This window comes from Microvirga zambiensis WSM3693, assembly GCF_016735695.1.
Taxonomy (GTDB): Bacteria; Pseudomonadota; Alphaproteobacteria; order Rhizobiales; family Beijerinckiaceae; genus Microvirga; species Microvirga zambiensis.
In genome coordinates, this window is the sequence record NZ_JAERQD010000077.1 from 1 (window position 1) to 20,966 (window position 20,966).

General features: G+C 61.0%; 23 protein-coding genes. 16 read left to right on the forward strand and 7 right to left on the reverse strand.

What is annotated here, in order from left to right; genetic code table 11:
* On the forward strand, positions 1–252 hold a 252-nt coding region (locus JKL46_RS30175; RefSeq protein ID WP_210381516.1), incomplete at its 5' end, for a transposase.
* A gap of 280 nt (positions 253–532) precedes the next feature.
* Here the strand turns inward: JKL46_RS30175 and JKL46_RS30180 are convergent.
* Positions 533–760 (reverse strand): hypothetical protein, encoded by a 228-nt coding sequence (locus JKL46_RS30180; RefSeq protein ID WP_201841317.1) that lies wholly within the window; start codon positions 758–760, stop codon positions 533–535.
* Between the two features lie 346 nt (positions 761–1,106).
* Here JKL46_RS30180 and JKL46_RS30185 point away from each other — a divergent pair, with 346 nt between their 5' ends.
* From JKL46_RS30185 to JKL46_RS30200, 4 genes are all read left to right on the forward strand, one after another.
* The gene (locus tag JKL46_RS30185) at positions 1,107–1,508 is read left to right on the forward strand and encodes a response regulator (RefSeq protein WP_201841319.1); all 402 of its coding nucleotides are present in this window, start codon (positions 1,107–1,109) and stop codon (positions 1,506–1,508) included.
* Between the two features lie 549 nt (positions 1,509–2,057).
* Complete coding sequence (locus tag JKL46_RS30190; RefSeq protein ID WP_201841321.1) at positions 2,058–2,366, forward strand: DUF736 domain-containing protein; 309 nt, start codon at positions 2,058–2,060, stop codon at positions 2,364–2,366.
* A gap of 66 nt (positions 2,367–2,432) precedes the next feature.
* Positions 2,433–2,876: a hypothetical protein gene (locus JKL46_RS30195; RefSeq protein ID WP_201841323.1), complete on the forward strand. Its 444-nt coding sequence runs from the start codon at positions 2,433–2,435 to the stop codon at positions 2,874–2,876.
* Positions 2,877–3,159: 283 nt separating this feature from the next.
* A complete protein-coding gene (locus JKL46_RS30200; protein ID WP_343074157.1) occupies positions 3,160–3,879 on the forward strand; it encodes a hypothetical protein in 720 nt (239 codons plus the stop codon).
* A gap of 9 nt (positions 3,880–3,888) precedes the next feature.
* Here the strand turns inward: JKL46_RS30200 and JKL46_RS30205 are convergent, their stop codons facing one another.
* Positions 3,889–4,059, reverse strand: coding sequence for a hypothetical protein (locus tag JKL46_RS30205; protein ID WP_201841325.1), 171 nt, complete (start codon positions 4,057–4,059; stop codon positions 3,889–3,891).
* 261 nt (positions 4,060–4,320) lie between these two features.
* On the opposite strand from JKL46_RS30205, the gene JKL46_RS30210 reads away from it, so the two are divergent.
* The 9 genes from JKL46_RS30210 (at position 4,321) to JKL46_RS30245 (ending at position 11,140) form a co-directional block, all read left to right on the forward strand.
* On the forward strand, positions 4,321–4,566 hold the full coding sequence (locus JKL46_RS30210) for a type II toxin-antitoxin system prevent-host-death family antitoxin (protein WP_201841336.1): 246 nt from the start codon (positions 4,321–4,323) through the stop codon (positions 4,564–4,566).
* The gene (locus tag JKL46_RS30215) at positions 4,556–4,837 is read left to right on the forward strand and encodes a type II toxin-antitoxin system RelE family toxin (RefSeq protein WP_201841339.1); all 282 of its coding nucleotides are present in this window, start codon (positions 4,556–4,558) and stop codon (positions 4,835–4,837) included. The genes JKL46_RS30210 and JKL46_RS30215 overlap by 11 nt, the downstream gene beginning before the upstream one ends.
* A 421-nt stretch (positions 4,838–5,258) precedes the next feature.
* On the forward strand, positions 5,259–7,241 hold the full coding sequence (locus tag JKL46_RS30220; RefSeq protein ID WP_201841343.1) for a ParB/RepB/Spo0J family partition protein: 1,983 nt from the start codon (positions 5,259–5,261) through the stop codon (positions 7,239–7,241).
* Positions 7,242–7,785: 544 nt separating this feature from the next.
* Positions 7,786–8,667 carry an ArdC family protein gene (locus JKL46_RS30225; protein ID WP_201841346.1) on the forward strand — a complete coding sequence of 294 codons (882 nt, stop codon included), beginning with the start codon at positions 7,786–7,788 and terminating at the stop codon, positions 8,665–8,667.
* A 14-nt stretch (positions 8,668–8,681) separates the two neighbouring features.
* On the forward strand, positions 8,682–9,017 hold the full coding sequence (locus JKL46_RS30230; RefSeq protein WP_201841349.1) for a hypothetical protein: 336 nt from the start codon (positions 8,682–8,684) through the stop codon (positions 9,015–9,017).
* Positions 9,018–9,495: 478 nt separating this feature from the next.
* Complete coding sequence (locus JKL46_RS37045) at positions 9,496–9,654, forward strand: DUF2958 domain-containing protein (RefSeq protein WP_246529634.1); 159 nt, start codon at positions 9,496–9,498, stop codon at positions 9,652–9,654.
* On the forward strand, positions 9,648–9,857 hold the full coding sequence (locus tag JKL46_RS37050; RefSeq protein WP_246529635.1) for a DUF2958 domain-containing protein: 210 nt from the start codon (positions 9,648–9,650) through the stop codon (positions 9,855–9,857). The genes JKL46_RS37045 and JKL46_RS37050 overlap by 7 nt, the downstream gene beginning before the upstream one ends.
* Positions 9,858–10,496: 639 nt before the next feature.
* Entirely contained in the window at positions 10,497–10,745 is a 249-nt protein-coding gene (locus JKL46_RS30240) for a hypothetical protein (RefSeq protein ID WP_201841352.1), read from the forward strand.
* The gene (locus JKL46_RS30245; protein ID WP_246529636.1) at positions 10,742–11,140 is read left to right on the forward strand and encodes a type II toxin-antitoxin system VapC family toxin; all 399 of its coding nucleotides are present in this window, start codon (positions 10,742–10,744) and stop codon (positions 11,138–11,140) included. Before JKL46_RS30240 ends, JKL46_RS30245 begins: the two co-directional genes overlap by 4 nt.
* Positions 11,141–11,827: 687 nt before the next feature.
* On the opposite strand, the gene JKL46_RS30250 is transcribed toward JKL46_RS30245, so the two are convergent.
* The gene (locus tag JKL46_RS30250; protein ID WP_201841355.1) at positions 11,828–12,535 is read right to left on the reverse strand and encodes a ParA family protein; all 708 of its coding nucleotides are present in this window, start codon (positions 12,533–12,535) and stop codon (positions 11,828–11,830) included.
* 647 nt (positions 12,536–13,182) lie between these two features.
* On the opposite strand from JKL46_RS30250, the gene mobC reads away from it, so the two are divergent.
* Both mobC and JKL46_RS30260 read left to right on the forward strand, forming a co-directional pair.
* Complete coding sequence (gene mobC / locus JKL46_RS30255; protein WP_201841374.1) at positions 13,183–13,476, forward strand: plasmid mobilization relaxosome protein MobC; 294 nt, start codon at positions 13,183–13,185, stop codon at positions 13,474–13,476.
* Positions 13,473–16,538 (forward strand): LPD7 domain-containing protein, encoded by a 3,066-nt coding sequence (locus JKL46_RS30260; protein ID WP_201841392.1) that lies wholly within the window; start codon positions 13,473–13,475, stop codon positions 16,536–16,538. The genes mobC and JKL46_RS30260 overlap by 4 nt, the downstream gene beginning before the upstream one ends.
* A 376-nt stretch (positions 16,539–16,914) precedes the next feature.
* Here JKL46_RS30260 and JKL46_RS30265 read toward each other — a convergent pair whose 3' ends face one another.
* The 4 genes from JKL46_RS30265 to JKL46_RS30280 all read right to left on the reverse strand — a co-directional run.
* On the reverse strand, positions 16,915–17,859 hold the full coding sequence (locus JKL46_RS30265) for a hypothetical protein (RefSeq protein ID WP_201841395.1): 945 nt from the start codon (positions 17,857–17,859) through the stop codon (positions 16,915–16,917).
* 199 nt (positions 17,860–18,058) lie between these two features.
* Positions 18,059–19,387 (reverse strand): type II toxin-antitoxin system HipA family toxin, encoded by a 1,329-nt coding sequence (locus JKL46_RS30270; RefSeq protein WP_201841397.1) that lies wholly within the window; start codon positions 19,385–19,387, stop codon positions 18,059–18,061.
* Positions 19,387–19,641, reverse strand: coding sequence for a helix-turn-helix domain-containing protein (locus JKL46_RS30275; protein ID WP_201841400.1), 255 nt, complete (start codon positions 19,639–19,641; stop codon positions 19,387–19,389). Before JKL46_RS30275 ends, JKL46_RS30270 begins: the two co-directional genes overlap by 1 nt.
* Positions 19,642–19,911: 270 nt before the next feature.
* A partial coding sequence (locus JKL46_RS30280) for an IS5 family transposase (RefSeq protein ID WP_201841403.1) occupies positions 19,912–20,966 on the reverse strand: 1,055 nt, incomplete at its 5' end.

Here is a 20,966-nt window from a genome sequence, read left to right on the forward strand (position 1 = left end):
CACGACGCGCGGGCCTTGCGTGTGCCAGAGACAATCACGCTGTTGCCGTTGCCGCCGGCGTCACCTCAGCTGAACCCGGTGGAGCGGATCTGGCTGTACCTGCGTGAGCGCTATCTCTCGCATCGCATGCTCGACGACTACGAGGCTATCCTGGACGCGGTCTGCCGCGCCTGGAACAGATTGCTCGACGAGACAGGCCGCCTCACAACATTGACGACCTACCCGTATCTCACGGCGTCAGCAATTCCCTGACCGGGTATAAGGCAGGAGGTGCTTCAGGCATGGAAGAAGCGCAGGCTCCAGAAACAAGGCGCGAAGAACGCAGTCCAGCATCCTCAAAGCGAGCAGACAGCGGACAATCCCTTGTCGAGCACTAACGAGGCGAAGGGTGAGCCGCACGCTGCAGCATTAACTCCATGAAAGAATGTAATCCATCCTGTCTCAAGAGGATGGTGGCCATTGAAGCATCACGAATAGACCTCGCTCGTATCCCTTTCGATCTGCCGAACTTCCGCCGACGAACCTGTTGTAATCAGGAACTCAGGTTAAACGTATCGGACTTGAGCATGAGGCGAATAAGAGGCTCGCAATGGGCATTAAATTCTGCGTCTGCTCGTGCATACTTCTCTCTGATACGATGGCGTTCGGCTTCAACGCAGTGAGACAGCAACATGGCTGTATACGGGTTGGGCGGTGGAATGTCGTAAGCCAGTTTCTTCACTTCCTGGATAAATTCGTCGACCCAAGTATCTTCGACCATAACCAACCCCATGGACAATCAGCCGATCTACAACAGTAATCCAAAGACATGTATCCTCCTATTTCTTCTGAATAGTCGCGGGGCAATACAGCTGAGTCCAAGAGTGGTACTACTGTTCCACTCACGACGGCAGCTCTTACATGGTTGAGATTTGCCTTGTCGATTATCTTGAGGACAGCCCGAAAGGGGGTTAATTCATTGCGGAATGGGACCGTCTTTTCGAGGGCAGCGCATAAACTGTCACATTAGCGCTCCGGATACCGGCCTTTGGCGCCGGGGCATCACGCCGAAATTAAGCGACTGTTAACCATGCGGCCCAATGATGCTTTCTTTGGGAGCCTAAGCGATGGCCAGACGACCGCTCATTCTTCTCATTCCCGCAGATCGCCGCACCGGTGCTCTCACACGAGCTGGTCTTGAGGGGTATGGTTATGATGTCTTGGTGGCAGGCGCCGCTGACGAGGCGCTCGACCTCCTCCATGCAAATCAGAGGATCAGCGTCCTGGTCGTCGACGTCAAACCCGAGAAGGGCTCTGACGGAATCGCACTGGCACAAACTGCCCGCCGATCCGATCCAAGCATCCATGTGATCAATACCAGTGGTGCGCCCTACAAGCTTCATGAGCGCGAGAAGGTCAGCGGCGCGCCTTGCTTGCGTACGCCATATCATCCGCACCAACTCGTCGGGGTCATCGGACAGATCTCAAGCCGACACTGTCTGGATGAGTATGAAATGCACGCAGCCTGACAAGACTGGATCACGGAAGCTTTGGGATCTCGATCGCAAAGGACAATGATCGTTCAGTTGCCCTGGCGGTTAAGCCGTCATCCCAAGCGTGTGCAACCGGTGTCGGCCAAGGCGAAGCGGAAGCGTGAGGAGTTGAACGCGCCCTGTTCCGACGTAGTGCCTTAGAGCCTGGCATGCAGCGTCTCCAGTAATGGTGAGACCGTCTCGATCGCGATTCCTCCCCCGGTGTCAGCCGACCAAACCACCTGATGGAGATGACACCTTTTTCCGTTGAGACATCGGGCATCGCATGCGGCCTCTCAAGGGGCTGGTCTGATCGCAGGACGGCTGCGCCTCGATCCCTTGACCGCAACAGCGGGTCCGGACCTCTCGGTCCTGAGAGCCTTTTTCCCCGGCCTTTCGGCCTTCCTCGCGAGACAAAAAAGCTCTCCCCGCGCCGTCCTCCACGTGCGTTGCGGGCCTGCGGCTGCGGCGTGATCGCCTGTCGATCCTTCGACAGCCATCGAGGCCGCGCGGTGCGGCCCGACCAACGGAAAAAGGAACATCCTCATGGCGACCATTGGCACCTTCCGGAAAACCGACAAAGGCTCCTACACCGGCACCCTCAAGACGCTCACCCTCTCGTTCAAGACCCACATCACCAAGAGCCCGAAGGCGAACGATCAGGCTCCCGACTACCGGATCTTTGTTGGCCCGACCGAATTTGGCGCAGCCTGGGTGAAAACCTCCCGCGACGGCCGCGAGTACCTCTCGGTCAGGATGGACGATCCGAGCTTTCCTGCTCCGATCTTCGCCTCCCTGGTCGAGGGAGAGGGCGACGAGTTCAGCCTCATCTGGTCGCGCCGCACTGGCGAATGACCCTCCGGCCCCCGCCTCACGGGCGGGGGCGCCAACTCCACCAGCGTCATACCTGAGAGCGCGCTCATGTCCGCCTTCGTTGTCTCGACCGCCCATATCGATACCATCGTCTCCGCTGCCATCGACCTCGAGCTCTTCGCTGCCCGCACCGACCACGGCACCCTCGAGCGGGTCTGCCACGAGACGGCGAGCGCCTTCGGCAAGATGCTGCTGGCAGAGAATGTCCGCTCCGTCGTCCACCGCTACCGCCTGACCGGCAGCACCGAGGCCTCTGATTACGGCGAGGTCATGGAGACCTACGAGTTCAGGTATCGCCCTTGTATTGGGGCCGGCATCGCTGCCAAGGCCCTGGACTGCTTCGACTACCAGTCTTGCGAGACCGACACCTACGAGACGAGCCTCGCCTACGCCTTCACCTCTCGGATGGCGAAGGCCCTCAACAAGCACCTCAACGGCTACGAGGCCGCCCCCTGGGGCATCGATGACCGGATCCCGGCACCAGCGCACTGACGTCGCCCAACTTGGCCTCGCCGTCCTGGCGGGGTCCTTTTCCATCGCGCACCGGAGACAAGGACCACGACGCGCGAACCGACAACGCCTCTCCCCAGTAACCAGAAAATCCGGCCCTATCTTTCGGTCTGTCAGGCCAAAGGGCCCGCCATCCCTGTACACTCCGCCTGGCTCACTTCGCTGGCCTGAGCGAGCCTGCCGATTGCCGGTGGAAAACCGTTAACAAACCTTTAAAAGCAGCATTCCCGCCGCCATAAGTCAGCTGAATAGGGCGGGACGTACCGTGCAGATTGCAACACTTATTGCCGATCAGGATTTCACCTTCTTCACCTGGCGCGGAAAGGTTCGCTCCGTCCGGTCCTTTGGCCGGGGCAGCCGCACCCGCGAGATCCTGATTCAAGCGCGTAACGGCACCAAGCGCAGCGTCACAATGCAAGCGATGATCCGCATCGAAGCCGGTCATGAAGTGTCGCTTGTCTACGCCCGTCGATCCAACGGCACGCGCGGCGCTCTTGTCGGAATGCTTAATCACACCAGCGACAGGCATTGCGCCATGCCGCAGGGCCATGTGCCGATCCAATTGAGGCCATCCCTCTTCGTCGACCTTATGAAGGAGATTGAGCGCTATTCCCTGCCAGGAGCCGCGTTTCTCCTGACGGTCTTTGCCGCCGCCTGCTTGTTCTGTGTCGGCATAATCTATTCGGTTTTGACTTGGGGCATGATCGGCGGTGTGTTGACCGCTCTCCTGTGGGCATTCAATGAGCTGGCTCACTGGCACTCTGAGGCGGCCGATGATCTGCTGATTGCAAGCACGGATGAGATCCTGGACCACTTGGCAGCGGTGGAGCGGATCGCGAATGGCCCCGAGCCCTATGACAGCTATGGTGCGACGTGGGTTCTCAAAGGCCAGAGAGATTGGACCCCGGTCCTTGAACCGCCTCCCGGTCAGTGGGGTGTGCAGACGGAAATTTATGAGCCTCGCAGCAGCTACCGACCCGTGTGAGGCCGTCTTTCAGCCAGGCTCCACCTGCCGCATGTCCAAGATCTCAAGCAAGAGAATGCCCAGGATAGCCACAGCCAGAAGTGTCGCCACCGTCAGGATGAGGCTGTGCCACTTTCCCTGCCGGGCCAGCGTCGCCTTGATGGCTGCAAGCTTGCGTTCTTGTTCACGCCCAACGGACATGTTGCTTCCTGGACTAGCCCGACCTTTGCATGGGTTGCCTGGGAAGATAATCAGCCAAGCATGATGAAGCTGTGCGATATCACACACGTGATACGCGAAATCCGAACTGATCTGAGACCAGTGTGGATGGTGGACAGTCTTTGCGAGCTCGATCCCCAGGACCGCGCCGGTTAACAAGGATGATCCTAAAATTCGCATTTAAAATGGTGTTGTAATTCGGTCTAATTGCACTATATTACATTCTTGGGTTGGAGGATTCACATGCAGCGCGTGGAAGCTGAAATCGCAGTCAGCGTCTCAGACTTGAAGAAAAATCCAACAGCTATCATGAATGAAGCCGGCGGTTCCCCAGTCGCGATCCTCAACCATAACCGCGTCATGGCTTACATGGTACCGGCTGAGACGTTCGAGACCATGATGGAGCAGTTGGACGACATCAAGCTGGCGCAGATCATCAAACAGCGGTCTGGCGAGGTTCCGGTGCCCGTTGCCCTCGATGACCTATAAGCTTGAGTTTCTGCCATCCGCGCTGAAGGAATGGAACAAGCTCGCGTCCACTCTTCGCGATCAGTTTAAGAAGAAGCTTGCGGAGCGGCTGAAGGCGCCACGCGTCCCCGGTGACGCGCTCCACAACATGGCGGACCACTACAAAATCAAGCTTCGAGCAGCGGGTTACCGCCTCGTCTACCGGGTCAACGAGGAGACCGTGACGGTGCTCGTCGTTGCTGTCGGTAAGCGTGAAGGATCCGAAGTTTACAGGACAGCGAAGAAGCGTTGATAGACAAACTCAACACATAGCGTGTTTGAGCTTATTGGCGGCTGCGCACCTATCTCTCGCGTAGTTTGGCGCATCCTCTCGAGCGCCACGGCTGCCGCCGTGAGTTTCACCGAATAGCCCATCTATGTGACTGCCGCTTTTGGCGGCCGGTTCAGGGCTCTTGTGCCGGCGGGAGGGGAGAGGAGCGCGCGGCCCCCCTCTCCCCAGCAACCTGAAAATCCGGTCTCCCCATCATTCGGCCTGTCAGGCCACGTGCCTGCCAGCCCTGCAAGACCGCTGACGCGGCCCTCCAGCCGTCAGGCGGCCTGCGGGTGGGCGATCCCCCTCCGGCGCTCAGGTTTGCCCCCCTCTCTCCCCGCTGTTCGCCACGTGGCAAGGGCGCAGGCGCAGGCGCTTGCGCCCCAACCCAAGGAGAGAGACCATGACGATCACCACCGTTGCCCTGTCCAAGCTGATCCCGAGCGAGGCGAACGTTCGCCGCTTCAATTCCGAGGCCGGAATCGAGGCCCTCGCCGCCGACATCGCCGCGCATGGCCTGATCCAGAGCCTCAACGTCAAACCCACTGCGAAAGGCAAGTTCGAAGTCCTGGCGGGTGGACGCCGCTTGCGTGCTCTCAGGCATCTTCAGGGCAAGGGTGGCTGCATTCTCGGTCAGAAGGTGACGAAGGATTATCCCGTTCCGGTTCTCCAAGGGCTTGCCGAGGGCGTCACCGAGACGGAAATCTCCCTTGCTGAAAACTTCCAGCGCTCGGCCATGCACCCCGTCGAGGCGATCGCCGCCTTCGGCAAACTCAACAAGGACGAGGGTATTTCGCCTGAAGAGATCGCAGCGCGGTTCGGCATTTCACGCATGACCGTCCGCCGCCGTCTGGTTCTTGCCGACCTCTCGCCGCGCATCCTGGAGGAACTGCGCCAAGATCACATGAGCCTTGAACAGGCGCAGGCTCTGACCATCACGCCCGATCACGCCCGCCAGGAAGCCGCTTGGTTCGGAGCGCAGCACTCGTGGAACCGTGAGCCACAGCACCTGAAGCGCCGTCTGTCCGAGGAGCGTTTGCATCCGACCGACAAAATCTCGCACTTCATCCGCGAAGAATATCTTGCAGCTGCAGGAGCCGTCGAGCGTGACCTGTTCGCTACGCAGGAGCAGGTCTATCTGGTCGACAAAGAGCTCGCTTACAGCCTCGCCGAGCAGAAGCTCGAGACACACCGCGAGGCTGTAACCGCAGAAGGCTGGAAGTGGATCACGGTTACTCCCGATTTTGCCTATCAGACCAGCCACCAGTATGGCCGTGTCTACGCGGAGAAAGTTGATCTGTCGGCCGAGGATCAAGCCAGGCTTGATGCGCTGAACGCGGAGCTTGAGGCGTTGTCCGCTCAGTTGGAGGAGCATGAGCTTTATGGCGACGAAGATCCTGAGGACCTGACCACCGAGCAGGCGGCCCTTGTCGAAAATTACAACAAGGTGAACAGCGCCATTGAGCGCATCCAGGACCGCGAGGACGTTTACACGGACGAGCAGAAGGCAGTCGCCGGAGCCGTCGTGACCCTCGATCCCGTTGGAGACATCAGGATCGAGCGTGGCTTGATTGCTCCGCAGGATCGCATTGCCCATGAGGCCAAGGCGAAAGCCGCCGAGAGAGCCATGCAAACCGATGGCGAAACGGTGTCCGCTGAGACAGAGGCTGATGTTGACACCAACACCCTGTCAGCAGCCTTGACCGAGGATCTGACGGCGCAGCGCACCGCAGCGCTTGCCGTGGAGCTTGCCATCCGCCCCGACGTGGCAATTCTCGCCACCACCTACAGCCTCGCGCTACAGCACTTCTATGCCGGCACCTACGACTCGTCGAAGCCGATCAGTGCGGTGCAGATCAAGCGCGAGACACCGCCCCGCGCATCCGATGAGATGGCGCAGACCCCGGCCATCCTCGCATTGGCGGCGCTTGAGACCGCATGGAGGGATCGCCTTCCAAGGAAGGCTGCGGATCTGTGGCATTGGTGCGCAACCGCTGAGCCCGCTACGCTGATCGATCTCCTGGCCGCCCTGACCGGATTGAGCCTCAATGCGACCCAGCAGCGCCATGAGAAGCGCCACACCCGTCACGAGAACGCAGACCAGATCGCTCGGGCCATCAACTTCGACATGGCGAGGCATTGGCAACCGGATACAGCTTTCTTCCGCCGCACGAGCAAAGCCTTCATGGCTGACGCCATCAAGGAAGCCGCAAGTGAGAGCCACCACACGGTTGCAAAAGGACTTCTGAAACTTGGCAAGGCCGAGGCCATCGAGGCTGCAGTGGAGGCCATGTCTGGTCGCGGTTGGTTGCCGATGCCTCTCAGGACGCCTGCAATGGCCGTTCCGCCCGATGCCCTGGAGCAGCAAATGGATGAGGCAGCTTAAGCCGTCCCGCACCTGGAGCCCTTGCGCCTTCGGCCGTCTGGCGTAAGGGCCCTTTGACAAAGCGCCGAGCAGCAGGGGAGGGCAGGCCCTCCCGCGTCCATGCAGCCGCCGCCGCAAGCGGCGGCCACTTCTTGCATATTCCCAATACCGGATGGGGAGGTGCTTGCGCACCGATCTCTCGCGTCGTTTGGCGCATCGTCTCGAGTGCCACGGCTGGCGCCGTGAATTTCACGGAATAAGCCATCTCACCGGAGGCCGCTTCTGGCGGCCATCTCATGGCTCTTGTGCCTACAGGCGGGAAGAGGGGCGCGCGGCCCCCTCTCCCCAGCAACCCCGAAAACCGGTTTCCCCACCATTCGGTCTGTCAGGGCCAAGGACCTGCCATCCCTGCATGACCGCTCTGCGGCGGCCCTCCAGGCGCGTTCGCGCCTTTCGGGTGGGAGATCCCCCTCCGGTTTTCGGCATTGCCCCCCTCTCCCCCCGCTGTTCGCCACGAAGGCAGGGGCGCAGGCGCTGGCGCTGCGCCCACAACAGGAGAGAGAGCATGAACCGGAACCTTTATCGTGATGTCACCGACCGCATTCTTGGCGAGATGGAAAAGGGCGCGCTTCCGTGGGTGAAGCCGTGGAGCGGCTATACCGGCTCGCAGATGCCGCACAATGCTGCGACAGGTCGCGCCTATTCCGGCTGCAATGTCGTGCTGCTGTGGATGGCGCAAGCTGCAGGCAATTTCACAAGCCCCCGTTTCATGACGTTCAAACAGGCTCAGGAGTTGGGCGGCAACGTGCGCAAGGGCGAGAAGGGCCACAAGATCGTTTATGTGAACGCCGTCGAGAAGGAGGAGGCCAATGACAGCGGCGAGACCGAGACCCGCCGCATTCCCTTCTTGAGGGAGTTTACCGTCTTCAATCTCGACCAGATCGAGAACCTGCCCGAAACCGTCACCGGCAGCCAAGCGGTAGCGCAAAACCCGGAGCAACGGATCGACGTTACCGAGGACTTCGTGAAGGCGACTCGCGCCGACGTTCGCCACGGCGAGGGCCAAGCCTATTACCGCCCGAGCGCCGATTTCGTGATGATGCCCGACTTCATCACCTTCAAGAGCGCCGATCACTACTATGCGACCTTGTTCCATGAACTCGGTCACTGGACCGGCAGCGACAAGCGCCTTGCGCGCGACCTGCGCAACCGTTTCGGCTCCGAAGCCTACGCTGCCGAGGAGCTCGTTGCCGAACTGACGAGCGCCTTCCTGTGCGCGGAATTTGGCTTTGACGGCGATATTCGCCATGCTGGATATATCGAAAACTGGATTGCCATTCTCAAAAAAGACGAGCGCGCTTTCTTCACCGCCGCCAGTGCAGCGCAGAAGGCCGCGGACCACTTGCGCGGCCTGGCCCTTGCCGACCTCACGCCGCTTGCGGCGTGAGGGGAGGGCGCCTCATGAGCTTCAGGCCTCAATCCTTTGCAGCAAGGGTCCGCTACGCAGCGGACCTGATCGCCAGCGGCGCGCGGCCTTGCCGCGCCTTTGATTCATGCTTCGAGAATTACGACAGCGACGCCCTAGCGGCCGCCTTGATCCGAGAAGCCGCCACGAACCGGGATCTGGCGCAAAATCTTGGACGGTACATCAACCGCGCTCGAGCCGAGGAAGCCGCCGAGCGGTGGCAGCATTTGAGCGACGAGGAGCTCAAGCGCTTGGCCGCAAGGCTCAGGCGCGAGGGTCGCACCGAGGCCTCGACTAAAGAACGTCGCAACGTGCAACTAGGTCTCTTGTGAGACTGAGGTACGATCGTGCATCTTACACAAAGACCGGGTAAGACCCCGCCAACACCATTCCTATTCGCGGCTTGTTAAAGACAGCCGAGCCGCGCGAGCCAGTGTCGGGAGGCGTTCTCACCCGCCTCCCGACCTGTGCCGCTTAAACGGCGAGGGCAAGCCCTCAGAGTTTACAAAGCCGCCGCCGATCATGGCGGCGATTGTCTTCTTAGTTGATCGCAGATCGCCGGGGAGAAAGGCGCGCGGCTCCTCTCTCCCCTCGCAATCCGTCGTGCCGGTCTCCCCATCCTTCGGTTTGTCAGCCCGAGGGCCTGCCAACCCTACATGACCGCTCTTCGGCAGCGCTCCAGGCGCCTCCGCGCCTTCCGCGTGGGTGATCCCCCTCCGGCACTCAGGATTGCGCCTCTCTCCCCGCTGTTCGCCACGAGGCAAGGACGCAGGCGCAGGCGCTTGCGCCCCACATCAAAGGAGACACACCATGACCATTATTGCCGCTACCTCGCTGATCGCGAAGCTGTTTACTGAGTCCGAATGGAGTCAGTTGCTCAAGAACGCCGATCCGGCCACTCGCGAACACGCCGATCCTATTCCGGTCGTGAAGCTGTTTACGCTCATGCCGATTTTGTCTGGTTGCTGACGGAGATTGATCCGGAGGACGGTGATACTGCCTTTGGCCTGTGCGATCTCGGCATGGGCGAGCCCGAAATCGGCTCGGTGAGCCTGACAGAGATCACCAGCCATCCGATACTGCCGGTCTACAAGGATCTCAATTTCCGCACCATCAAGACCCTCTCCGAACTGGCCGCCGAGGCCCGCGCCGCCAGACAGATTACGGTCTGACGATGGGCGGCCAAGGCCGCCCAAATCCTCTTGCTTCCAGAGGCTGTCGCCGATTGGTTTACCGAACTCAACAGCAGACGGCGTAGACCGGACAGCAAGTTTTAAGGGCAAAAGCAGCAGCGCCGAGCCAGCGGCGCGATCCAGGAGGATGAGCTACCTGGACAGAGGCGGACGGCTCCGCCTTCAAATGGAGGCTAAAGCAATGTGGTTTCTACCCATTAGCTTGGCCCTAGAATGGAAAAGGACCCGGACGGCCTGGCAGCTGTCAATCCGGGTCCAATTCTGGATCTAGGAAACGGGGGAGGGCGAAAGCCCTTCCCCAACTCCGAGCCTCACTATAGCGCAAGCCGCGCCCTGATCCAACACTTGTCATCCGACACTGGTTTCACGAGCCGCCGCGCGCCTGGCTTCCAGCATCTCAAGATCGACGCTGAATCTCCATCTGGAGCCTCATCCTCGCAGGCCCGAGCGAACCGCGCCGCAAGCCGGATTCTGGCCGACGCTTCGAGCGACAGGAAGGGCGCAGCGCTTCGTGTGATGGCATCGGGTGTGATCATTTCCCTAGAATTTCGCTTGCTGGTATACCCAATAAAGGGTATACGTATATACCAGATCAGGATATACCATAGGCAGGCCGACATGACCTACTTGATCAAGGACGAAACAGTGGTCCAGCAGCTTAAGGCTCTAGCCCAGCGCAAGAACAAGACCGTGGCCGACGTGTTGCGCCAGGTTGTGGTGCAGGAGATCGAGCGCGAGGAATCTCGCGCCAGCACGTTTGAGAAAATCGGCCCGGTCCTCGCCAAGGCCCGCGCCATCGGAAAGCCCGTCGGGCGCATTGATTGGGACGCCGAGAAGAACGCTTCGGACGAGCTTTGGGGGGAATGATGTATATCGAGACGTCCGCCATCATCGCCATGCTTGCCGGCGAGGACGAGGCCGAGAAAATGGCGCACAAGATCGACAAGGCGACCACGAACCTCATTACCTCGCCAATGTCCGTTACCGAGGCAACAGTCCGGTTCGCGACGATCAAGGGGATTGAGATCCTGGCGTCTCAGGAGCTTGTGAGCGAGCTTCTGACAACCTTGAAGGTGCAGAACATCAGCATCACGCCGGAAATCGGCAACAAGGCCATCCGCGCCTATGCGCAGTATGGAAAAGGCACCGGTCACGGAGCCAAGCTCAATCTCGCTGACGTGTTCTCGTATGCTTGCGCGAAAGCCTATCGCGTCCCGTTGCTCTACAAGGGGAATGACTTCGCAAAAACCGATCTGGCCTGAAGGGCGCTTCATGAGCAAGATTCGGCTTCGAAGTCACAACCCCGGATCTTGCCGCGCCGCACAGCGCGGCGTGCTCATGGCCTCCACAAGCACATCGTAAGGCGAGCAGCGCCGCTCCAGCGCCTGCATTCGCACCTTCAATATGAGATCAGGATTCATTTGGGCGCCCCATGTTTCACGATCCCGATTGTACTCAAGGGCAGGGCGGCCACTCTTACCCGCCGTTGTCAGGGACGTTGCTCGCGGCTTGATGGACTTTCGCCGCGTCGGCTTTACGGGGTGGGGAGTTGGACATTGGAAAAGCTACCTGTTCAGGGTTTGGATTTATACTTGGCAACGTAGTCGCGCAGAGCCTCCTCCAAGGCGTCGTTAGGTGATTGCTCCCGGTCGAGAGCGACCTTGCGAACCTCAACCCATAGGCGGGGGTTTACCCGTGCATCCCACCGTCGCCGGTCAGCATCGTTCGACTTTGGCTTGGACTGCCTCTGTTGCGACCGGCCAGGGTGGCGAGGCTGCGCAGCCGCCTCGGGTGCGGCAGGAGCCGCAGGAGCGGAAGCAGCCAGAGGCGCTTCCGGTTCGGGAGCCGGTTGCGCCTCGGGAGGAGGGGGAGGGGTATCTCCAGTGATGATCAAGCCCTCTGCGGCGGCCGCTTCGCGGCCTTTCGCGAGGATTTCATCAAGCGACAGCTCAGGCCGCCTCTGTCTCGTGAACTTCGGCAGCGGCATTTCCGGCATCGGACAATTCCTCTAAAATTTCAGCCAGGAGAGCGGAAATGTTGGCACGGGCTTTGCGCACGGATTCCGGATCAGCCTTGATCGTTGAGAGAGTGCCCTTGTTGTCGTTGACGTCACTATAGATCGGGCGTTGATAGAGCATTGTCGTGAAGTACGGGACTTGCTCTTCTGCAATGTAGCTGACGGCTTCTTTGAAGACCGCCGTTTTCATCGCAATAGCGTCCACGCTGTTAAGGAACAGGCGAACACCGTCTTGACGGAAATGCTCGGTGTATTTTACAAAAGCAGCGGCCTCGACCACATCGGTTTTGGTCGCGCGGCTTGGGACCACGATCAGGTCGGCCCTGCTGGCAATGATCGCCAAGGCAGGAGTGAGCGCCCCTTGCGTGTCGATCAGAACCACGCCGTTCTGCGGTAGCGCCTTAAGGCGATCGCCCAATGCGATTTCGCTCAAGCAAGGGACAACCTGAATCCGCTCCGGCGTTTGTCCCGCCGCTTGGCAGCGCTCGAACCACTTCATGGTCGTTTGCTGCGGATCTGTATCGAGGATCAACACATTCTCACCCCGGTCAGCAATTTCCCCAGCCACCAGGACGCAGGCCGTCGATTTTCCTGACCCGCCTTTAGTGGTTCCGAACGCGATAATCGGCACCTGTGACATTCCTCTTAACCCCCATCCCGGCAGCCTAAATCGGTCCCGGTGGCTCTGGCCTCGCAAGGTTCGCGACCATCGCGACCGTTCGGCCCCTCGCATTGCCTGCAACTTTGGCGACAATTGTGAGTGCCACATATATCGCGGTTTTGACAATCATCGCAATGTCACGAATATTGCTATCCACCGGATCGATGCATCGTTGACGAAGTGACGGGATTTCGCATTTGGCGCGAGGTTCCGGCTTCTCCGTTCCCTCGCAGCGTTCGCATTGGTCTGGTCTCTCGCGATTATCCGAAGGTGCGGAGGTTCCTGTCTCTCGCAAACGTCGTGAAGCGCCGACGATTGCGATTGCTGCGAAGTTTGCAGCGCTCGCACAGACCGTGACCCTCGCAAATATCCGTAAAATGAATTCGATCTTTTACTTTGAATGGCAGGATAGGGGAAATCGTTATACACGCTTTCCCATGTGCCCTCGCCGGGCGGGGATCATCGCTCCGGCAGGTGCCACCTAGTGGCAACCGGAGCCCGAATGACTTCACACAGGATGCAAGATTTTGGCGGCACCAGAGACCCGGAAAGACCTTGTAGCGGTACGGCTGCAACCATCCGAAAAGGCTCATTTCGCCGCCGTCTGCAAAGAGCATGGCGTAACCATGAGCGAGGGTTTCCGTCGACTGGCGCGCGCCGCAGGCGGTCTTGGTCCGACGTTTGATGGCGAGGCGAAGGCCGCCATCGAGGAGCTCTCCGTTCAAACCCGCGCCGTGGGTGTGAACCTCAATCAGATCGCGCGGGCCATGAACCAGGGCCTTGTTCCGGCTGATGCAACCTTGCGCACGGTGTTGGAGGATATCGCCAGCGCCATTCAGGCTTACGATCTGATCTATGTGTCCATGGCCGCCCGGTCGCGGAAATCGGCGCATGAGGCTTTCAAGGATGAGCCGTCATGATCGGGGCAGGGATCTTTGACGGTCTCGATTTTGCCGGTCTGTCCTTTGTGGCATGCGCCCGGTTGAGAGCCATCCGTCAGGCCGATGAGATCGCGGCTAGTCTCTATAATGGCGCTCCTGCCAAGCGTTCGATCAAGCCGCAGAGCCCGAGCCGTGGAGTGCCGGCAGCGCCCGTTGCACCCCGGCCAGCAAGCTATCTGCCCGCGTCAGGATCCAGGATCGTCGCCACTCCTGAAGAAGAGGAGCGCCGTCGTCGCCGTCCGAATGCTGCCGCAGGCGCCGAGATTGCCGCCACGCGTCCGGCGCGGCCGGATCTGGGCGTGCGATCGATTGGAGCGGCGCAGGAGACTTACGCCGTCGAGATCCGGTCGATCGAAGTCAAGCGCGCCGCCGTTGCAATGGGATCGCAAGCCGCCGTCGTGAAACTCGCTAGCTATGCCAATGGCCGCGCCCGCGTGTCGGCGCTTCTGACCTATCAGAGCCATGACGGCGAGTTGGCGCTGGAGCGTCAGGACGGATCTTTCGTGCAGGGCAAGGAGGCCATTCAGGCACTTGTTGCCCGCTGGCAGGAGGACACCCCGGCGCGCGAGCCGTCGAAGGACGTTCTCAACTTTAACCTCACGATCAATGGTGAGGTTTCACAAAAGGACGCGGAAGATGCTCTTGCCGAGACGCTTGCCGGACATCGCTATGCCTTCCGTATCGAGGAGGAGGGTGGTTTCTCCCGGCTTCATGTGGTGATGTCGACTGCCAGCTCTCGCCGCGACAAGCAGGGCAGGGCGGTTCGGATCTTCGACAACAAGAAATCCCTCGGCGTCCTTGAGAACCGCCTGTCGGATTCCTTTGACGGAGCCACCGTCCTGGCCCAAGGGTTCCTGCATGGGGTCGAGGGAGCGTCTCACAGCCTCCTGCGCCTGTCTAAGCACGGCGAGCAGACCATCATCACCAGCAAGGGCCAGGTTCTGACGGGCGAGGAGGCTGCCCGGTCAGAGGCGAAGTCGTGGAAGCGAGACTTACGTTCGACGGATCAGCGCGAGGTTGCGCACATCATCTTTTCCGCCAAACCCGGAACTGACAAAGCGGCATTCGTGGATGCTGTTCGCGCCACCCTGGATCGGGAGTTTCCGGGCCGCGAATATGTCTTCGTCCTGCATACCAACCGGCAGCACATTCACGTACACGCCGCCGTCAGAATGCGTGACATCGAAGGCAAGAAGATAGATCCTCGCATTCAGGATCTCCAGCGTTGGCGCGAGACACTGGCTCAGGAAGCCCGGCAGCGGAACATCCCTATGGAGGCGTTAAGCCGGTTCGAGCAGGCGCACGTTCCTGGCTACAAGCTCAAGGACATCCGCCGCGTCGAGCGCGGCACAGCCCCCGAGAGCGCCCGTCGTCGCGTCGAGGCCGCGCAGACCCATGCCATTCACATTCCGACCCGCGAGGAAGGCCGTAAGCGCGCCAACGAGGTTGCGCGCGGGTGGCAGGCTGTCGCCATTGCCCAGGCCTCTGGCCCCGAGCCGACGCAAGGTCCCGATACGATTCGGCTTTACCGCGCCGAGAGGCCGGTCGCACCGGACGCTCCGGGAGCTCAAACGTCGAGCGCGCCCCTGTTCGCTCGCGACAGAGCCACCGCCGAGACTTTGGCGGCATCGTTCAAGGGCAGCGTCTCGTATGTCGACGTGCCCCGGTCGCTCCTGTCCGAAGTCATGCCCTCTCGCACCAACCCCGGGGCTTACGTCACGGTCAGCCGCGATCTGGCAGCAACACAGCGGCCGTTGACGCCTTCGCCCGAGCGCAGGGTGGTGGAGCTTCAAGAACGCACCCGCACGGCCATTGAGCGCGCCGAGCGGCAATCCGAGATCCAGTCCGAGCAGAAAGGAAAGCCCACCATGCCGACGCTTGAGCGGATGGAGAAGACGGTTGATTCCATGAAGACCGTCATCAATGCCATGATTGAAGCTGCCCCCGAAGAGGCCCGTCCCGCCTTAGAGAAGGCCGCCGAAACTGCCATGCTGGATCTTGAGAGCGCCGTATCCGAGAAGCGCAAGAAGGCCGAGAGCAAGCGTCCCGACATCGAGGGCGACCGGTATGTTGAGCCCAGGCCGAACAGCATTGAGGGCTTCCGCTCGAGGGCCAAGGGATCGGAAGTTCACTATTTCCGCGAGACACTGAGCGGCGAGAAGCTGGCCTTTGTCGATAACGGCAAGCAGGTGAAGGTCCACGACTGGAAGGACTGGGAGAGCGTTCGCGCAGCCCTGCAACTGTCGTCCGAGAAGTGGGACGGTCTGACGGTCAAGGGCAACGACGAGTACAAGAGCATGGTTGTGAGCCTTGCCGCCGAACACGGCTTCAGGATTACAAACCCCGAACTGCAGGAGCGGATCGCCGCCGAGCGGCAGCGCCTTGGCAAGCCCGAGCCGGTGAAGGAAACCGCGGAGGTGCGCGCGGCCGCACCTCAGACGGCGAAGGCGAAAGAAGCCCCCGCGCAAAATATGCCCTTGAGCGCAGCCACCGAACCGAAGACCGAAACTGCAAGCAGGTCGGAGGCTTCCACGAAGGCCGAGGCCAGCCCGACTGGCAAGCCCGAGAAGGAAAGCGCCGAGCGGCCCGCTTATACAGGTGCGCTCGTTCGGATCGGGGAGGGGCATTACCGGGATGATCCGAAGAACGACGTTTCGCCTTATGTCATCATCCGTGAGGAGAACGGGCGCGAGCATAAGATCTGGAGCGTTCAGGTTGCCAAGGATCTGAGGGCGGCCGACGCGAAGCTAGGCGACATGGTGTCGGCGCAACCTCTCGGCATCGAGCGCGTGACGAAGGCGATTCCTGTGAAGGATGAAAAGACCGGCGAGGTCACTCACCGCGAGGAGCAGCCGGTTGAGCGCGGCGTGTGGCGGACCGAGGTTGTGCACCAGGTGGAGCAGGAGCAGGCGGCAAAGCTTGAGGCTGAGGTCGGCAGTAAAAGCGAGAAGCAGGAGCAACGCCAAGATAGCGATCGGGCCAAGGATAGGCGCTATCAATCTGAGTCCCGCCAGCCGCAAAAGCCTCGTAACCGGCCGTAGGTGGTGCCGCTGCAGGTGCACGCTCTGCTGAGGGCGGGGCTCGTCGCGGAGCGGGCCGCCTGCTGTCGGCGCACCGGCGGGGGCGGCGGCGCGGCACGCCACTTGCCGCTGCAAATCGGGGAAATAGAGCCGTGGCTGACAGCGAATTTTCTATGCGGATGACTGGCGTCGAGCGCTGCGTTGCTCGTTGGAAGCCTAATTGCCGCCCGGACCCTTGGATCGCCCAGCAGCTACAAGCCGCGATCGATGAGTTGCGCGCGGAAGCGCAGGTGCCCGCTGCCAGGAGCAGAGCATGAAAGTTGAGATTGTCGTGGCAATTTTCTGCATCGCCGCCGTGCTCTGGTATGCTGTGTAAGCGCCCGAGTTTCTATTCTGATCAGAATGGTGCACGATCGGGCTGGGCTACGGCATTTGCTGCGGCGGGTTGGTGCGTGAGATCCGCCGCAAGAATCGCAGCAGCCAAATCCAGTGCTTCATTCGCCGCCATCGTGAGGTCGCCTCGGCCCTGGCCGTCATGCACGAGCTTGCTGCGCTTCTGGTACAATGCGTCGAACGCCTTCGCCTCTGTCTCGGACAGCAGCGTCCTGAACTTTGTCATGTAGGATTGACGGAGGGACTGTCTTCTCTGGAAAGAGAGCGACCGGTTGATCGTCTCTCGTACGTCGTCGGCAAATGCTTGGCTGGCGACAAATGCCTCGATCGCGGAAATCGCGGTCTGGTAATCCGCCCCGACATCGGTCTGGTCGCACAGTGCCTCGACGGCCGACACCCGGAGAACGAACTGTCCTTCTGTTTGAGGCACGAAGAACGAGTCGTTGAGAAGCGCCGCGCAGTTTCTCTGGCGTTCGGTCAGCCCAGCGGACGCAGCGACCCACGTCGTCAGCCGATCTTCTAGCACCTGTGGGGCGATCAGGACGCTACCCTGCGCGTTCATGCCAAGGATCGCCACGGCATCTTCTTCGTAGACCATCAGCCCGTGGGTCTCCGCGCGCAGTTCCTTGCCGCTCTCTGCCTTTACGGCCGCGTGGATGGCGGCGCTGAACTGCAGCGTCGACCGGCTGAAGCCAATGTCAATTCCCATCCGGGTCACGGCGCCGGTTACTAGCAGGGTGTCCCCGAGCCGTCGGCCGGCAATCCGCGCCTCTTCTTCAGTGGCGAAGCCGGACATCCGGAGCACCGCCCATTTCCCGAATGGGTAGGCATCCAGGCCGATTTCCAGCGTCGCCGGCAGCAAGCCCGGAACCGTGATGGTCAAGGCTTCGCCGTCGGGGATTTGTACCGCTGAGAGAATCTTGAATCGATAGCGGGCACAGTAGGTCATGGGCTTTCGTGGTCTCCCTTCGAGCCGGGCTTGAACTAGCGCGATGCCTGGAGGGCGGCCCTTAGCGGCGTCTGCACTAATGCCGGCGCGCGCGCAAGACATAAGTGGCCACGTCCGCCTTTACCTTTGCGGCAGGGCCCTGGATATGCGCGGATCGCGGTCACGGCTCGTCGACCTTCTCATGGATGTTGTCTGGCGTTCAGGCATGGGCATCCGCCGACAGTGAATCAGCGATCAGCCGGGTGCGGTGCGTGAGGGCGGCCATGGTGGACGTCACGAGCTGTTCGGGGAAGCTTCTGGGCAATGCTGCGACAACAGTCTCCGCCTGCCGTCCGGCATTCCCGGCGATGTCTTCGAAGACGGCCTGCATTGCCGGGGTGCCGACCCCTGAAAGGGCCGCCGTCTGCAGGAAATGCCGGGGCATAATCTCATGGATGGCGTAGTGGCGGTTCTTCCCGACTGACATCGCGAACTTGAATTTGTTCCGGGGGATTTGGTTCTGGTCGAGGCTCGGCTGCGCGGTCAGCACGTCATAGAGCGGGGTCAGGCGGAAGCCCCCGCCGGGGCCGATGAAGATGCTGAAGTTCTTCGCATGCCCGTCGGTCGCGCCGAGCAGCCAGAACACGATGGCCGAGCGCATGAATGTCGCGATGTCGGCATCGGGCGTATCGCTGCCTTTCAGCAGGTCGATAATCTCGCGCATGCCAGGGCCCCCTTCGGATTGGTATTTTCTTGTTGGCGGGATCGACAGCGCCTGGCAGGTATCTTCCTGCGGCAGCCGGAGCAGCCGGCCGTCTTTCGTCCAGCGGCGGTCGAAGCGTTCGACGATTAGTGTGCGGCGTTCGCCAAAATCGGCGATCTCGACGGCGGGTGTGGCAATGCCCCATGCGTCTAGCAGCTTCAGGCAGAGATACTCGTTCTCAACGCTGTTCGAGAGGTCGATGCCGTTGGGCAGCTGGCCGATCTGTGGCTTCAGGATGTGGGTGGTCGCGCTTGTGCCAGTGGGTTTGAACCACCGGCCATTCTTGCGCAGCAAGGCTGTTTTCTCCTGCGCGCCCGCGATCGAGATGCGAAAATCCTCGTCCTCGCCCATACCCAGCGGAGCGGCGGCGAGGTTCTTGATGAGATCGGCGATTTCGTCGGCGTCGACGGGTTTGCCATCGGCGGCGCCGGCGGCGCCGGGATCAATGCCGTCAGGCAGGAATTGCAAGGCGCCAACGCAGTCGTGACCGAGAGACGTCAGGAGGCTGAAGGCATCTGTGCCGGCGGAGCCGACGCGTTCGGCAACGCGCTTGCGGAGCGCATCGCTGTCCGGCAGCAGGTTGTCGAAAACATTGATGACCGGCGCGCCAACATACCGGTCCTCGCGTAAGGGGAGCGAGAGCGACACGGGGAATGTGCCGCGCCAAGCGAGCCATTCTTCGGCGTACTGAAAGTCAATCGCACCGGTGGATTCGCGCCGGAGCACGCCGACGAGGCGGCTGTTCAAGAACACGTTCAGAGGCACATGGGCTCGGCGGCGGGCCATCAGAACAGATCCTCGATGTCCGCAGCGCTGCCTTGGCTGCGAGGCCTGACGACCAGTTCGAGATTGAGGGCCGCGAGCACTTCCATTAGCGTCCGCAACTGGACGGCAGGCTCCCCCGCTTCGAGGCGAGAGACAGTTCCTTGGCGCAGGTGGATTTGATCGCCAAGCCGGCCTTGCGTGAGGCCGGTCTGTTTTCGAACCCGGCGCAGGATGGCGCCGAGTTGTTTCTCGTTGCGAGCGATTTGGTCGGTCATGCCAGGTCTCTAGTGCATAGTATACGCAAGGCCGTATAAGTTAACGATATACGCGAACGCGTTTATAAAAGGAATATACGCGACTGCGGCAAAAAACTCAATATACGCCTATGCGGATAGGAAATTGGGTTCCGGGCACATCGGATTTGCTCGAACAATGACCCGTCAGGCTGTGGTCTAGCGTCCCGAGTCACCCCCTTGGTCAGAGGCCTTACACGGTGCTCGGCATGTCTAGGTAGTCGTCCGTGAAGAATGTTCTGTCGGCTTGAGTCACGCGCGTTGCGTCGAGGGAGCATATCCGACCAGCAATAGGACAAGGGCACATAAAAACGCCGCCAGCCATCGCAGCAGGAGTGAGAAGTTGTAGCCGACCGCCGCCAGCACGGCGTTGATGCGGTCGCCCTCACGGCCTTTCAGATGATTGCGGCCCATCCGGTGTTCGGCTTTCAGGTGCCCGATCACCGGCTCGACCGCTGCCCGCCGCTTCATCTCACGCTTGAGAGCCGCGGTCGTGCGCCGGACCTGACCGGAGATCCAAACCTGGAAGCGGTTCGGGTGATTGTGCCCGCGATAGCCCTTGTCGACATGGGTGCGCTTGACCGCAATCCCGGTCATGGCGGCGACATCGGCCACCGCGGCCGCCAGCGTATGGCCGTCATACGGATTGCCGTGGAGCGCCCGGGCATGCAGCACGAACTGACCGCCCTTGGGCTTCGTCACCGGCGTGGCGATGCTGACCTTGCAGCCGAATTCGTACGGCGTGCGGGCTTTGCCCTTGCCGATGCATTCCACCTCCGGCGCATGCAGCGCGTAGAGCTTGTGCCCGCGTTGGCGCTGGGTTTGCTGCCGCACCCTGACTGCCAAGGCAAGCAGCGGCTCAAAGCGCTCCTCCAGAGCCGCATTGCCTGTGATCTTGCGGCGCACGTCCCGGATCACCCGCCCGAGCCGGGCGCGCAGAAACCGCAGCTCGCGGTTCGCTCGCTTGAACTGATGCGCATGCTGATAGCGCCCGATCCGGATCAGGGCGTGCTTGGCCACCCGCCGATAGCTCTGACGCAGTCTGACGCCACACCGCCTGGCGAGATCCACGAGCTTGATCAGAGCCCGGTGCATCAGGCGGGCATCGGTGGGATAAGCCACCGCCTTGGGCTGAACCGTGGTGTCGACGGCCACTCGCTCGAGATCCCTCGTCGCCAGAGCCTCGGTCTGATGCGCCACGGAAAGGCTCTCCTGCAGCAAAGCCGTGAGATGCTCCTCGCCTAACCGCTGGCGCCACCGCGTCAGGGACGAGCGATCGTCCTTCGACAAGCTCAGGATGAGAGGGC

What these genes read in the sequence shown, in the direction of transcription:
- JKL46_RS30180 (WP_201841317.1), bottom strand. Translation starts at nt 760, where the DNA reads ATGGTCGAAGATACTTGGGTCGACGAATTTATCCAGGAAGTGAAGAAA.
- JKL46_RS30185 (WP_201841319.1), top strand. Translation starts at nt 1,107, where the DNA reads ATGGCCAGACGACCGCTCATTCTTCTCATTCCCGCAGATCGCCGCACC.
- JKL46_RS30190 (WP_201841321.1), top strand. Translation starts at nt 2,058, where the DNA reads ATGGCGACCATTGGCACCTTCCGGAAAACCGACAAAGGCTCCTACACC.
- JKL46_RS30195 (WP_201841323.1), top strand. Translation starts at nt 2,433, where the DNA reads ATGTCCGCCTTCGTTGTCTCGACCGCCCATATCGATACCATCGTCTCC.
- JKL46_RS30205 (WP_201841325.1), bottom strand. Translation starts at nt 4,059, where the DNA reads ATGTCCGTTGGGCGTGAACAAGAACGCAAGCTTGCAGCCATCAAGGCG.
- JKL46_RS30210 (WP_201841336.1), top strand. Translation starts at nt 4,321, where the DNA reads ATGCAGCGCGTGGAAGCTGAAATCGCAGTCAGCGTCTCAGACTTGAAG.
- JKL46_RS30215 (WP_201841339.1), top strand. Translation starts at nt 4,556, where the DNA reads ATGACCTATAAGCTTGAGTTTCTGCCATCCGCGCTGAAGGAATGGAAC.
- JKL46_RS30220 (WP_201841343.1), top strand. Translation starts at nt 5,259, where the DNA reads ATGACGATCACCACCGTTGCCCTGTCCAAGCTGATCCCGAGCGAGGCG.
- JKL46_RS30225 (WP_201841346.1), top strand. Translation starts at nt 7,786, where the DNA reads ATGAACCGGAACCTTTATCGTGATGTCACCGACCGCATTCTTGGCGAG.
- JKL46_RS30230 (WP_201841349.1), top strand. Translation starts at nt 8,682, where the DNA reads ATGAGCTTCAGGCCTCAATCCTTTGCAGCAAGGGTCCGCTACGCAGCG.
- JKL46_RS37045 (WP_246529634.1), top strand. Translation starts at nt 9,496, where the DNA reads ATGACCATTATTGCCGCTACCTCGCTGATCGCGAAGCTGTTTACTGAG.
- JKL46_RS30240 (WP_201841352.1), top strand. Translation starts at nt 10,497, where the DNA reads ATGACCTACTTGATCAAGGACGAAACAGTGGTCCAGCAGCTTAAGGCT.
- JKL46_RS30245 (WP_246529636.1), top strand. Translation starts at nt 10,742, where the DNA reads ATGATGTATATCGAGACGTCCGCCATCATCGCCATGCTTGCCGGCGAG.
- JKL46_RS30250 (WP_201841355.1), bottom strand. Translation starts at nt 12,535, where the DNA reads ATGTCACAGGTGCCGATTATCGCGTTCGGAACCACTAAAGGCGGGTCA.
- mobC (WP_201841374.1), top strand. Translation starts at nt 13,183, where the DNA reads ATGAGCGAGGGTTTCCGTCGACTGGCGCGCGCCGCAGGCGGTCTTGGT.
- JKL46_RS30260 (WP_201841392.1), top strand. Translation starts at nt 13,473, where the DNA reads ATGATCGGGGCAGGGATCTTTGACGGTCTCGATTTTGCCGGTCTGTCC.
- JKL46_RS30265 (WP_201841395.1), bottom strand. Translation starts at nt 17,859, where the DNA reads ATGACCTACTGTGCCCGCTATCGATTCAAGATTCTCTCAGCGGTACAA.
- JKL46_RS30270 (WP_201841397.1), bottom strand. Translation starts at nt 19,387, where the DNA reads ATGGCCCGCCGCCGAGCCCATGTGCCTCTGAACGTGTTCTTGAACAGC.
- JKL46_RS30275 (WP_201841400.1), bottom strand. Translation starts at nt 19,641, where the DNA reads ATGACCGACCAAATCGCTCGCAACGAGAAACAACTCGGCGCCATCCTG.